We start from the raw sequence: 12,478 nt of genomic DNA on the forward strand, positions 1-12,478 counted from the left end.
TCTTGATTTTCGTTATAAACGAACGTACATCTATTTTCAAATAGAAAAAGAGGTTTCATCCGTTTTTTAAATTGTTTTATAGAAAGGAATGAGTGAGATGGTTTTTTTTAGGAATCAATTTGCCAACGTCGTCGAATGGGAAGAATTTCGCGATGATATGATTTTTTGGAAATGGAGCAATCGGGAAATCAAAAAGGGGAGTAAATTGATTATCCGCCCTGGACAAGACGCGATTTTCATCTATAACGGAAAAATTGAAGGAATTTTTAAAGATGAAGGCGAGTATAACATCGAATCGGAAATCATCCCGTTTTTGTCCACATTAAAGGGTTTCAAATTCGGTTTTAATAGTGGAATGCGGGTGGAAGTATTGTTTGTCAACACGAAGGAATTTACGGTGAAATGGGGAACGAAAAATCCAATCAACATGCCTGCTCCAGGAATGCCTGGAGGAATCCCGATTCGTGCGAACGGAACGTTTCAATTTAAAGTGCATGATTACGTCGCTTTAATCGATAAAATTGCCGGTGTGAAAGATCGTTATGTCGTAGATGATGTGAAAATTCGCATTACAGCGATCTTAGATCAATTGTTGATGAAATGGATTTCCAAAGAAGGAAAGGACATGTTCAATTTACAAGCAAATGCCTATGAGATTGCTAAAGGCATCCGTGAAGATTTGGACATGGAAGTGTTGGATGATGGTCTCACGATTTCCGGCTTTCAAATTATGAGCTTCAACTATCCGAAAGAGATTCAAGATATGATTACGAAAAATGCCTCTTACGGAATGGTCGGTGATATGAAACGGTATCAACAAGTTTCCTTCGTTGATGGCATGAGTTCTGGAAAAATGTCCGGTGGTGGTGTCGCATCGGATATGGCCGGGATGATGATGGGGATGAATATGGCGAAGGAAATGATGAAAAATATGGAAGATGAAAAACCGGAAGCGAAGAGAGTCCAACCAGAAACACAAACGAGCCAGGGCGGAGAAACTCCGAAAAAGATGAACTTCTGTCCAAATTGTGGCCAAAAAAATGAAGGTACGAAATTTTGCCCGAACTGTGGTTATAAATTACAATAAGCGATTTGCACTAGGTTACAAAAAGCATTTTCATTCATTTATGCATAGTATTAATTCGTTACAAAAAAACGATGTGGAACTGTTACAGCGTCAGTAGAAAGAAATCTTTATACATTTGTATCAAACGAATGTAGATGGGGGAACGTTTATGAAAACGATCGGTCTAATTGGTGGGATGAGTTGGGAGTCATCCCTTGAATACTATCGAATCATAAATGAGGAAGTAAAAAGACGATTAGGTGGACTGCATTCAGCAAAATGTATATTATATAGTGTTGATTTTGAAGAAATTGAACGTGATCAAGCGAAGGGCGATTGGGAACGAGCAGGTCGAACATTAGGAGAGGTTGCAAGAGCGTTAGAAAAAGCCGGGGCTGAATTTATTGCCATATGTACAAATACGATGCATAAAGTAATTAACCATATCGAAGAAAACATCACCATTCCTATTTTACACATAGCCGATGCAACGGCTAATCAAATAAAAAGATCCAATATTCGAACAGTTGGACTATTAGGGACGAAATATACGATGGAACAAGATTTTTATAAATCTCGAATGGAAATGAACGGGATAAATGTAGTCGTCCCCGACAAAACGAATCGGGAAGGGATTAACAATGTTATATATGGAGAGTTATGTTTAGGTACGATTAAACAATCATCCAAAGAATACTATAAACAAGTAATCAAAAACCTAGTGGATCAAGGAGCTGAGGGGATTGTATTAGGCTGTACGGAAATTGGATTATTAATCCAGAAAGAGGATTTAGACGTTCCTGTATTCGATACAACAAAAATTCATGCCATTGAAGCGGTGAATCAAGCGTTGCAAGATTAAGGAATTTCGGTAGGATGAATTGGCTCCTCTAATGAAATGATATGAAGAAAAAGCTGTTTGAAAATCCGAATCACTTTGGTGGTAAAAAATCAGACCTAAAGAATGTTGATTTCAACGAATTCTTTAGGTCTACATTTTGCAGTCACCTCTTTTAATATGGACTTTTTTTAATATCCTTTTGCAAATTTTTCACTCAAATATTTTCCTGCTTTAACGTGTCAATAATGTTATCTTTCTTCATTTTTCCGCTTGAATATAGCATGATTAACGTCACGATGAAAAAGACGGAACCGACGACGATTCCCAAATTCATCCAAGGCAGGCGAAAGGGGAACATAAAACTTTCTATCATCGTCCGGTGCATTAGAAACATAATGGCGATGCTGATCGGCAGTCCATAGGCTAGTGCTTTCATTCCGTAAAACATACTTTCATAACGAATCATTTTATTAAAACTTTTCGGTGTCATCCCAATAGAACGTAACATGGCAAATTCCCGCCTTCTTAGGGCGATGCTTGTCGTGAGCGTGTTTATAATATTGGCGACGGAAATTAAGGTAATGAGAATAATAAACCCGTACGTAAAGACTTTGAAAATGAGGAGTAACTGATTATTATGTTGTTTTGAATAATAGTAATTATATAGGTCATAGTGCACACCGTTTTCTTCAAGTTCTTCAATGTTTTTCTCCGTTTTGATCGGATCGCTACTCTTTAAATATAGTCTTGGATTCAATGGCGTTTTTTCCAATGGTAAATTGTGAAGTAGTGTTTTCATCGTTTCCTTGGAAATAATAATATCTAAATTTCCCGGTCCAGTAGCTTGAATACCTAGGGGCAGTTTATTGGTTAAGGAGATTATTTCTATCGAACCAAGGTTTATTTTTTCACCCGATTCTACATCATCATGATAAATGTCCAATCGGTCACCAACGTTCGCTTCGATCAACGGTCTCTCTACATATCTTCTTTCTTCATCATCCCAATAGGGCATTCGGTCAATGAGGATTGCACCCATTCGTTTGTCGTCGAAAGGAAGATTTGAGTCAATTCCAATTTCCTTTGCAAAATCCACCAATTTTTCGTCTTGCATCACATAAAAGCGAACAATATATTCAAATGAATCGTTATTTGAAATCGATTCCTTTAAATAATCTGGTAACAGCTGTACATTGGCTCTAGTATATTTTGTAAAAGTTTGGATGAAATTGTATTCTGTCACTGTATCTAACGAAGTGATGGAAGAAACAAATTTTTCGTCTGTTTGATTGCCAGAAAAAGAAATAAGAATATCAGCATCTGAACCGTAGTTTGTAAAGTTCATACCTTTTTTTAATTGATCAATGAAAAATGTGACGGATAAAAATAATACGATACTAATAACAAAGGAAAAAATAGTCGCAATGTAACGACGCTTATTCCGTTTTAAATTTTTCAAGGCGATTTCCGCTTCTATGCCGAAAATTTTTCGAACGAGTTTCGATGTTTTTACAGCTTTTTTTGTTAATTTGATTTCCTGGGATAGTCGAATCGCATCGATGGCCGATATTTTCGAAGCCCTTCTTGCCGGTATATATAAAGATAGAGCGATGGTAACAGCTGAAAGAGCAATCGAAATGAGAATCGACCAAGGTGTGACAACAACCTTCAATGATTCCTCTACACCGAGGGTTCCTTGAATGAGGGAATTAATAAAATAAAATGTAATCCCAATCCCAATTAAACCGAAAAGAATGCCAAGGGGAATACTAATCATTCCGATTACGAAACCTTCAAAAAAGACGGAATTACGTTTCTGCTTTTTTGTCGCTCCAATACTGGCTAACATACCTAAATACTTTGACCGCTCGGAGACGGAAATGGCAAAGGCGTTGTAAATTAACGAAACGGAACCGATAATAATGATCGCCATAATAATGGACGACAAGGATATTAATGTCGTTCGTATTCCGTCATTTTTCATGACACCGTAATATCGTAAAAGGTTCGTATGATACGAAAGGGAGTCGGGAGATACACCAATTTTTTTCGCGAATTGTTCTGTATCGGAAAAAATCGATTGACGAACTTTTCTCAATACGACAGAAGCGTTCACTTTTTCATTTTCGGTAAGTGTCGACTTGTCTAAATAGGACAAGACGGTATATCCAGGTGCCCAAAAAGGCTCCCAAGACGGTCGCTCCATAATACCGACGATTGTGTACGTCTTAGGCATTACATTTTTTAACGTTTCCGTTTCATTTTCATCATTTATATACGGATTGTTTTGATTCAATTGCCCATTATAATGTTCGTCTGATCCTTCATATACCCGGTCTCCTACCCCAATTGTAACTGTTTCACCGATATCAAAAAGGACGCCCCCATTGCTTTCGATATGTTCGGAGATGACAATTTCATTCGGTGCTTCAGGCAATCGTCCTTCAATCAAATCGATGGAAAAATGGGAAAATGCCTCTTTATCGTATTCTTTCACAAACAAATACGGTTTATCTTCATTTTCACTTCCATCTAAACGAGCATAGCCGATATCCCGTGAAAGGAGGACGGTTTCGGTATTATCGTCTTTTTGAATCGCCTCCAACTGTTTTTGACTTACGTTTTTATAAAGAACATGCCAATTTCCTTCTTCTGTAATCGTTTGTCGTTTCATTAAATCCATAAAGGATGTTCCAAGGGTGGATACGGCGGTAATCATTGCAACGGATATAATAACACCGATGATCGTAACAAGGGTTCTTCTTTTATTCCCTTTCATCGTTTGTAGAGTAACTTTATTGATAATGTTCATGGCCGAATCACCTCGTCACTCATAATTCGACCATCTTGAATTGAAAGAATCCGATCCGCTTGCAAGGCGATTTTTTCGTCATGGGTAATAATAATCAAAGTCTGATTATACGTTTTATTAAACATTTTTAATAAATCGATAATTTCTTTACTGTTTTTACTATCGAGATTTCCGGTCGGTTCATCGGCGAGCATAATCGCAGGATTGTTCATTAACGCTCGACCGATGGATACCCGTTGTTGTTGCCCACCGGAAAGTTGGTTCGGTAAATGATTTAACCGGTTTTCCAGTTGCAAGGTGCGAACGATATTTTGGAAATGTTGTGGATTAACCTTATGTCCGTCCAAAAGTAAGGGCAATTTCATATTTTCCTCAACGGTTAGTACGGGAATTAAATTGTAAAATTGATAGATTAAACCGATTTGTCTTCTTCGAAAAATTGCTAGTTTTGTTTCATTTAGTGCATAAATGTCCGTATGATCGACAAATACTTTTCCGCTCGTCGGTCGGTCTACGCCACCGAGTAAGTGGAGTAATGTCGATTTTCCTGAACCAGATGGACCGATAATAGCGATAAATTCCCCCTTCTTCACAGTAAAAGATACGTTATCTAAAGCAACTACTTTCGTATCTCCTTTTCCGTAAACTTTCGTCAAATTTTCTATTCGTAATATTTCCATCGGTTTTTCTCCTCCTTCATTTATTCCAAGTCGATTATATCTTTGGAGCATGACATTTAAGTGACGATTTCGGTGACAAATTCGTCATTTCCAATATTCACGTCTCCATCTTGTAAAGGGTAGATGAAAGAGTAATATCTTTGAAATTTTCCATTCTTTTCCGTATAATATTTTTTTTAGAAGGTATCTTTTTCATTTAAGCATGGGAGTTATCTCCTTTTCACAACAACAATAACGAAATCAGTTGATGACAAGGAGGATGATTTCTATGAGAAAAAAGATGACAGTTGAACGAAGAAAGGAGTTTACCCGATCTTCATTACGTCGCTTGCGTAAAAATGGTCGGTTGCCAGGAGTTGCCTATGGAAAACAAATTGGTAATATCCCGATCCACGTTCCTTTAAAAGATATCCGGCGCTCAGTAGAATTGGGATATGCAGAGCTCATTGATATGGAAATTGAGGGAGAAGGAACGTATCCAGTTGTTATAAAGGAAGTACAACGGGATTCTTTTACAGGAGAGTGGCTTCATGTCGATCTATTTCAAGTAAATATGGACGAACCTATTACGATGAGGGTACCGCTTGAATTTGAAGGAACGCCACAAGGGTCAAAATCAGGCGGCGTTTTGCAAATTCAGGAGGAGTACTTAGAAGTAGAAGCACTCCCAGATCAGATTCCAGCTGTTATCAAAGTAGATGTGAGTGAATTAAATGTTGGAGATAAACTAACAGTTGCAGATTTGAAACTTCCAGAAGGAGTTAAGGTAATCGCACAACCGAATGAATTGCTTGTGACAGTCGTCCTACCGAGAAGCGTCATCGTGGATATTGGTGTAGAAGAAACGGAGGAAACCGACGAAGAAGCAAGTTAAATTCTTTTTGTATATTCCCCTGCGATGTACTATGCACCGCAGGGTTTTTTGTCATGATGAATGGGTGAATGGGAAAAGATCCTTTATCCTAACGCACTTTTCCCTAGATTGTAAATGGTTTTTTCTCCAATCATTCTCCACTTTGATGCTAAAACATGATGGCTTCAACTCACAATTTCATATGTAGGTAAAATTTTTTTTCCTCATCAACAAATCTACTTTTTCCAATTTGATTCATTTATACAATTTGTTTGTAAAATTTGATTTTAAAAGTCGTTCCCTTCCCAACTTCACTTTCAACTTCGATATCCCCATTTTGATTATCGATAATGCTTCTTGCTAAGGCTAATCCAATGCCGACGCTTTCATCCGATGTGTTTTTCCCTTTATAAAATCGCTTGAAAATATGTGGAAGATCTTCTTTCGGGATTCCGATTCCGTTATCAGCAATTGTAATTTGTGTAAAAAGGGCATTTTCCAAAAAGGAAATGGAGATTTTTCCTCCCTTCGGTGTATGTTCTATACAATTTTTTACAATATTTGTAATGGCCTCGATCGTCCACTTGGAATCCCCATAAAAATAAGCATCTTCCTCACCGTTGATCGACAACGATTGTTCCTTTATTTCCATTTGAATTTCTATCGGTTCAATTGCTTTATTGATAACCGTTTGAACGGGTATTTTTTCTTTTTTAAAGGGGACTGTCCCCGCGTCGATTTTGGCTAATTTTAAAAGGGATGAAACGAGCCATTCGAGCCGATTAATTTGAGTTTGCATTTGGTGTAAAAATTCTTCCTTTTTTTTATCAGGAAGATTTGGTCGCTTCAAAAGGTCAGTCATCATCATCATCGACGTGAGCGGTGTTTTCAATTGATGGGAAATATCCGATATTGCGTCCGTAAGTTTTGTTTTTTCCTGTTGTAAGTCGATGCTTTTTTCGGAAAGCATTTGAGTGACTTTGTAAATCTCATTTTTTAAAATACTTAATTCGCCCTCTTGATTATCGCGAATATCAAAAGTAATATCTCCTGCAGCAATTCTTCGCAAATAATTGGCTAATCGTTCAATTTCTCGGTAACGCCATCTCGTAAACGATAGAAAAAAAAGAATGAGAATGGAAGCGATCAAAAGGACAATGACAGCAAATATAGGGGAAAATAAAGCGACAACGATTGCGGAGATCAGGCTAAATGTTCCGATAATCAGTAAAAATTGTTGTATCTCCTTATTTTTCAGCATCGTTATTCTCCTGCCTTATACCCGAATCCACGGACGGTTTTAATAATTTTCGGATGTTGTGGGTCATCTTCCAATTTTTCCCGTAGTCTTTTAATATACACCGTAAGCGTATTGTCATTGACGTATTCCCCCGCAATATCCCATATTTTTTCCAACAATTGTTGCCTCGTGAGAACTTGCCCGATATGATTTGCAAAGACAAGTAGTAAGCGATATTCCAAAGGGGATAAAAATACTTCTTGTTCGTTTTTATACACTTTCCCTTCCAAAGTATGTATATAAATATTTCCAATTTGCACTCTGCTTTTCGGCTGTGAGGCTTGTTTGTTGTACCTTCGTAAAACGGATCGGATTCGCGATTGGAGTTCCCGAATACGAAATGGTTTCGTGATATAGTCATCTGCCCCCATATCCAATCCCATAACAACATTGATTTCATCATCCATTGCCGTTAAAAAAATGATCGGAATATCCCTTTTTTCTTTAATGATTTTGCATAAATCATAGCCATTTCCATCGGGTAAAGAAAGATCAAGTAAACATAATGAAATTTCATCGATGTGTTCATCGATAATCTTTTTTGCCGATTGAACGTCACGGGCGGTAATTGTTGAAAACCCATCTTGCTCTAGGGAATATTCCAATCCGGTGATGATCGCCTGATCGTCTTCCACGAGTAAAATATTCATCGATCGATTCTCCTCCATTGTTTGAAATGGACTAACTTGATATGAATTTATGAAAAAGGGATTTTACCAATTAAAAGGGTGCGTCCTCCACCTTTTTCAAAACTATTCTATCATACTCAGACGAAAGACAGACATGGAAAACTACAGTTGGAAAGGTAGGCGGGAAAAAAAGAAAAATGTATATCTTCTGTACGTATTCAATGCGTTAAAGAAGGGGATGATATATTTTTTTGAAAAATCATTGCAATCACTCGTTCCTTTGTATATAATAAAGGCAAAGGTATTTTGTTTAACAAGATACCTTGACACTATGTAACTTGTATAACATGGTACTATGAGTATTTTTCTTTTCCGATTCTACCTTGTTTAACAAGTTACCGATTGGAAGGTGGCTCCCATGTCGTTTAGAAGTCAAATATTAAAAGGGATTTTAGATGGGGTTGTACTTGCCGTCATTGAAAAGGAACCGGTCTACGGTTATGAATTATCAAAAAAACTTCAAAAGGCAGGTTTGTCTGATGTGAGTGAAGGAACGATTTATCCGATTTTATTACGACTTCAAAAAAAAGGATTCATTCGTGGAGAAATGCGTCCATCGAAATCGGGACCAAACCGGAAATATTATTTTTTAACTGAAGAGGGGACTGAAGAATTACGTACCATTGTCGAGGAATGGGGAAAAATTGTAGGTCCTGTACAAAAATTGTTTGAACGGAGGGGTAAAATTGATGAATTCAAAACACTTGATTGAACTCAACAATAGAAAAAGGAAATTGTTAACTGAGGAAAATGAACGATATTATTCGGATATGCTCCTTTACATCCGTTTACAATTTCGGCTATCTGAACAAGCTTCGGAAGAGATTTTAATGGAATTATTGGATCATTTGCTAGAAGGACAAAAGGAAGGAAAAACGGCTCGGGACATTTTTGGAGATGATCCGAAGGCGTATGCCGACGAGATTATCCGCCAATTACCGAATGAGAAAATTCGAAGTACCGTTCCTTTTATTACCGGGCTCATATTAAATTTAATCGGCTGGTTTTTCATGATTCGAGGAGCGATTATCGGTATTGCAAAACCGTTTACAGATGTCAATGAAAGCTTTTATATCATTCCGACGACGATCATCGTTTCAGTTATCGCTATTGAAATCGGTTTTATGGTTTGGTATATTTTCCATTTCATAAAAAGCTCCCTGTTTACAGAGAAAGAAGAGAAGAAATGGAAAGATAATTTGAAAGTGGGCGGTATGTCTGTTGTAACGATGGGATTGGTAGTTGTGATCGCTTATTTCTTGCCAAAGTTCGGTCCGATCCTTACGATTACTTGGTATGTATCCTTACTTGCAGGGGGAGCAATTTGGCTGATCGGTCGGTTTGTGGAAAAAAGGGCGTAAACATTCATTTGAAACGTTATTTGATAATGAAAAAATGTAGTCAACCGAGCTTTTTCAACCATTTTCAAAAAGAAAAAGCAGAGTTTACGGATTTGAATGTATAAAAAGTAGTGCAAGATGGAGACCTAAAGAAAGCGAAAAAACAACTTTCTTTAGGTCGATGATTTTAAGTGAGCTTATGATAATTCGTAAAAGGTTTTCGTTTGATAATAGATGGTATCATAGATTGAATCGACCGGTATTCGTTTAATTTCTGCAATTTTTTTCATCGCATGATGAATCATTTTCGGTTCGGTCATTTCCTTTTCAAAGGGACCTTCAAAGGGCCACGGTCCGTCCGTTTCCACCATCATTTGTTCGAGGGGATAAATTTTAACTAATTGCTGAATTTCTTGTTCATACAAAACATCCGGTGTGATGGAAATAAAATATCCATTTTCAATCATCCGTTCAACGGTTTTTTTATCCCCTTTAAACCAATGGAAATGGGCTTTTTGATAGGAATGTTTTTCGAGTAAGGAACAGGTGACTGGTGCATCCTCATATACGGCATGTAAAATGATCGGTTTTTGTAATTTTTTCGCAAAGGTAATAAATTGTTCCAATAGTTCCACGTATCCATCGATTTTCAATGATTGATTTTCTTTTCTTTGATAATAGGGAAGTCCTACTTCTCCGATGGCGATCATTTTTTCTTGATTGTTATCGATAAACTCCCATAGTTGACTTAATTCTTCGTCAGTCGGTAATTTTTGTTCTGGATGATAACCGAATGCCGGAAAAACGTTTGGAAACTTTTGAGCTAATTTAAGGTTTTTCCGTGCAGATTCGAGATGTTCGGAAACCGTAATCAGTCCCTCAATCTGATCTTGTTTCATATGTTGAATAATTTGGATTTGCTCTTGTTCGTTGTACAAATCAAAATGAATATGGGCATCGATTATTTTTCGCATATGAAAAACTCCTTAATGTAATACTTGTCCAATTGAAACTGAAGAACCGATTGAAAAACGACAACATGTTTTCCTTTCTTTTGTTTGTAAAAAATATGAATGTTTATAAAGAAAAATAGTAATCCGTTTATTCATTTACGAGAAGGGAAAAAACCTTTCTTTTCCATTGTAAAAAAGGTTCCGTCAACAGAAGTTCCGTATTTCTCGGTCGGGAAAATGGTAGCGTAAACTCTGCTTTTATGTTAGCTGGTTTTTCGGAAAAGATGATCAATCGGTCAGATAAAAATAACGCTTCTTCGATATTATGGGTGACGAAAAGGATCGATTTTTTATTTTCCGACCAGATGGATAGTAACCACTTATGCATGCTCAATCGGGTAAATTCATCGAGGGCGGAAAAGGGTTCGTCCAACAAAATTAATGATTGGGGATTCATAAAACTACGTATAAAGGAAACCCGTTGTTTCATTCCTCCCGAAAGTTCGTGGGGATAGGCATGTTCATATCCCTTTAAGCCAGCCCGCTCGATTAGTTGGACGGCTCTTTCTTTATCAACTTTTCCAGATAATTCCTGGTCAAGGAGTACATTTTGTAAAACCGTTCGCCATGGAAACAGGGAACTTGACTGGGGGATATAACTGATATGTCCTTTTTTACCGATAATATTTTCCCCGCGTAAAATAATCGATCCGGAAGAAGGCTTTGTAATTCCACCGATCATGCGAAAAAGGGTACTTTTTCCACTTCCTGAAGGCCCGAGGATGGAAACGAATTCCCCGTCTTCAACGTGAAAGGATATATCTTTTAATATTTCTTGATTTCCAAAGGACTTTGAGAGATGATTAACTTCAAGTAATTTCATGGATCGTTCCTTCTTCCTTTCCCTTCCATTTAATGAATTTCTTTTCCAAAAATAAAATAAATAGAAAGAAACAAAGACTTAAAACAATAATGATCATAATCGCTACAAATACTCGATCCGTTCGGAAAGAGGAGGAAGCGAGTGTCATATATACACCGATTCCTTTACTTGCTCCGAGCCATTCGGAAATCACCGCTCCCATTACACTATAGGTGGCGGAAATTTTTAAACCGGAAAAGAGGAAAGGTAAGGCGTAGGGCCATTCCAATTTCCGGAAAATTTGCCCTTTACTTGCCCCAACCATTTGCATGTAAAGGACCAAATCCCGATCCGTTTGCCGAAAACCATCCAGTAAAGAAATGGTAATCGGGAAAAAACAGACGAGGGTAATCACGATGATTTTTGGTAACAGCCCGAAACCGAACCAAATCACGAGTAAAGGTGCAAGGACGATCATCGGGATATTTTGGGAAATAATTAATATTGGATAAAATGCTTGGCGTAACTTTGGATATAAATGTAACAAAATGGCGGCGATGATGCCTGTTCCGCTACCAATGGTCAAACCGATTATGATCAATTGGATCGTTGAAAAAAGATCGTCCCGATAGTTTGACCAGCCGACGACCAACTCACGAAAAATGTCCGATGGGGCGGGCAAAATCCAACCGGGGATTTGGAAAACGAAGGAACTCATTTCCCATAGGATTAGGAAAAGGATGATGACCAAAATTGGTCGCCATCCTTTGTAAAAGACTTCTTTCATCGGTATTTCTCCGTCAATTTATCCATACTTGCCCCATCCGGTTTATAAAAAATTTTCACTTGGGAAAGGACGCTCGGACATCCTCGCTCGATCATTCGATCATTCATTTCTTTTACGATGTTAAGCAATGTGGATAGATCACCTTCCATCGTTGTTTCAAGGGGGTGAACTTCATATTTAACCCCAGAAGCATCGATGACGGAAATCGCTTCATCAATGAATGGAATTGTGTCTTCTCCGTTTTTTGTTTTCGGAATGATTTGTATACTTACAAGGGCATTTGCCATAATTCGTT

General features: G+C 37.6%; 13 protein-coding genes. 5 read left to right on the plus strand and 8 right to left on the minus strand.

Annotation, left to right across the window (positions count from 1 at the left end):
• Nucleotides 1-97: 97 nt before the first annotated feature.
• Complete coding sequence (locus OE105_RS01520) at nucleotides 98-1,087, plus strand: SPFH domain-containing protein (protein ID WP_275420984.1); 990 nt, start codon at nucleotides 98-100, stop codon at nucleotides 1,085-1,087.
• Between the two features lie 148 nt (nucleotides 1,088-1,235).
• Nucleotides 1,236-1,928 carry an aspartate/glutamate racemase family protein gene (locus tag OE105_RS01525; RefSeq protein WP_275420985.1) on the plus strand — a complete coding sequence of 231 codons (693 nt, stop codon included), beginning with the start codon at nucleotides 1,236-1,238 and terminating at the stop codon, nucleotides 1,926-1,928.
• Nucleotides 1,929-2,121: 193 nt separating this feature from the next.
• Here the strand turns inward: OE105_RS01525 and OE105_RS01530 are convergent, their stop codons facing one another.
• Nucleotides 2,122-4,719, minus strand: a complete 2,598-nt coding sequence (locus tag OE105_RS01530) for an ABC transporter permease (RefSeq protein WP_275420986.1) — start codon at nucleotides 4,717-4,719, stop codon at nucleotides 2,122-2,124.
• Nucleotides 4,716-5,399, minus strand: coding sequence for an ABC transporter ATP-binding protein (locus OE105_RS01535; protein WP_275420987.1), 684 nt, complete (start codon nucleotides 5,397-5,399; stop codon nucleotides 4,716-4,718). The genes OE105_RS01530 and OE105_RS01535 overlap by 4 nt, the downstream gene beginning before the upstream one ends.
• Before the next feature lie 268 nt (nucleotides 5,400-5,667).
• Between OE105_RS01535 and OE105_RS01540 the strand changes: the two genes are divergently transcribed.
• Nucleotides 5,668-6,273, plus strand: a complete 606-nt coding sequence (locus OE105_RS01540) for a 50S ribosomal protein L25 (RefSeq protein ID WP_275420988.1) — start codon at nucleotides 5,668-5,670, stop codon at nucleotides 6,271-6,273.
• Nucleotides 6,274-6,511: 238 nt separating this feature from the next.
• Here OE105_RS01540 and OE105_RS01545 read toward each other — a convergent pair whose 3' ends face one another.
• Both OE105_RS01545 and OE105_RS01550 read right to left on the minus strand, forming a co-directional pair.
• The gene (locus OE105_RS01545) at nucleotides 6,512-7,513 is read right to left on the minus strand and encodes a HAMP domain-containing sensor histidine kinase (protein ID WP_275420989.1); all 1,002 of its coding nucleotides are present in this window, start codon (nucleotides 7,511-7,513) and stop codon (nucleotides 6,512-6,514) included.
• Between the two features lie 2 nt (nucleotides 7,514-7,515).
• Nucleotides 7,516-8,202, minus strand: coding sequence for a response regulator transcription factor (locus tag OE105_RS01550; protein WP_275420990.1), 687 nt, complete (start codon nucleotides 8,200-8,202; stop codon nucleotides 7,516-7,518).
• A gap of 397 nt (nucleotides 8,203-8,599) precedes the next feature.
• On the opposite strand from OE105_RS01550, the gene OE105_RS01555 reads away from it, so the two are divergent.
• Nucleotides 8,600-8,953 (plus strand): PadR family transcriptional regulator, encoded by a 354-nt coding sequence (locus OE105_RS01555; protein WP_275420991.1) that lies wholly within the window; start codon nucleotides 8,600-8,602, stop codon nucleotides 8,951-8,953.
• A complete protein-coding gene (locus OE105_RS01560) occupies nucleotides 8,931-9,602 on the plus strand; it encodes a DUF1129 family protein (RefSeq protein WP_275420992.1) in 672 nt (223 codons plus the stop codon). Before OE105_RS01555 ends, OE105_RS01560 begins: the two co-directional genes overlap by 23 nt.
• A gap of 176 nt (nucleotides 9,603-9,778) precedes the next feature.
• On the opposite strand, the gene OE105_RS01565 is transcribed toward OE105_RS01560, so the two are convergent.
• The 4 genes from OE105_RS01565 to OE105_RS01580 form a co-directional block, all read right to left on the minus strand.
• The gene (locus OE105_RS01565; protein WP_275420993.1) at nucleotides 9,779-10,555 is read right to left on the minus strand and encodes a TatD family hydrolase; all 777 of its coding nucleotides are present in this window, start codon (nucleotides 10,553-10,555) and stop codon (nucleotides 9,779-9,781) included.
• 127 nt (nucleotides 10,556-10,682) lie between these two features.
• A complete protein-coding gene (locus tag OE105_RS01570) occupies nucleotides 10,683-11,417 on the minus strand; it encodes an ABC transporter ATP-binding protein (RefSeq protein ID WP_275420994.1) in 735 nt (244 codons plus the stop codon).
• Nucleotides 11,404-12,183: an ABC transporter permease gene (locus OE105_RS01575; RefSeq protein WP_275420995.1), complete on the minus strand. Its 780-nt coding sequence runs from the start codon at nucleotides 12,181-12,183 to the stop codon at nucleotides 11,404-11,406. The genes OE105_RS01570 and OE105_RS01575 overlap by 14 nt, the downstream gene beginning before the upstream one ends.
• Entirely contained in the window at nucleotides 12,180-12,470 is a 291-nt protein-coding gene (locus OE105_RS01580) for a thiamine-binding protein (RefSeq protein WP_275420996.1), read from the minus strand. The genes OE105_RS01575 and OE105_RS01580 overlap by 4 nt, the downstream gene beginning before the upstream one ends.
• Nucleotides 12,471-12,478: the final 8 nt, after the last annotated feature.

The organism is Fervidibacillus halotolerans (assembly GCF_026547205.1).
In the GTDB taxonomy this organism is placed as follows: Bacteria; Bacillota; Bacilli; order Bacillales; family Caldibacillaceae; genus Fervidibacillus; species Fervidibacillus halotolerans.

Coding starts and splice junctions, on each gene's coding strand:
- OE105_RS01545 (WP_275420989.1), bottom strand. CDS start 7,513: ATGCTGAAAAATAAGGAGATACAACAATTTTTACTGATTATCGGAACA.
- OE105_RS01565 (WP_275420993.1), bottom strand. CDS start 10,555: ATGCGAAAAATAATCGATGCCCATATTCATTTTGATTTGTACAACGAA.
- OE105_RS01575 (WP_275420995.1), bottom strand. CDS start 12,183: ATGAAAGAAGTCTTTTACAAAGGATGGCGACCAATTTTGGTCATCATC.
- OE105_RS01550 (WP_275420990.1), bottom strand. CDS start 8,202: ATGAATATTTTACTCGTGGAAGACGATCAGGCGATCATCACCGGATTG.
- OE105_RS01520 (WP_275420984.1), top strand. CDS start 98: ATGGTTTTTTTTAGGAATCAATTTGCCAACGTCGTCGAATGGGAAGAA.
- OE105_RS01580 (WP_275420996.1), bottom strand. CDS start 12,470: ATGGCAAATGCCCTTGTAAGTATACAAATCATTCCGAAAACAAAAAAC.
- OE105_RS01540 (WP_275420988.1), top strand. CDS start 5,668: ATGAGAAAAAAGATGACAGTTGAACGAAGAAAGGAGTTTACCCGATCT.
- OE105_RS01525 (WP_275420985.1), top strand. CDS start 1,236: ATGAAAACGATCGGTCTAATTGGTGGGATGAGTTGGGAGTCATCCCTT.
- OE105_RS01570 (WP_275420994.1), bottom strand. CDS start 11,417: ATGAAATTACTTGAAGTTAATCATCTCTCAAAGTCCTTTGGAAATCAA.
- OE105_RS01560 (WP_275420992.1), top strand. CDS start 8,931: ATGAATTCAAAACACTTGATTGAACTCAACAATAGAAAAAGGAAATTG.
- OE105_RS01530 (WP_275420986.1), bottom strand. CDS start 4,719: ATGAACATTATCAATAAAGTTACTCTACAAACGATGAAAGGGAATAAA.
- OE105_RS01535 (WP_275420987.1), bottom strand. CDS start 5,399: ATGGAAATATTACGAATAGAAAATTTGACGAAAGTTTACGGAAAAGGA.
- OE105_RS01555 (WP_275420991.1), top strand. CDS start 8,600: ATGTCGTTTAGAAGTCAAATATTAAAAGGGATTTTAGATGGGGTTGTA.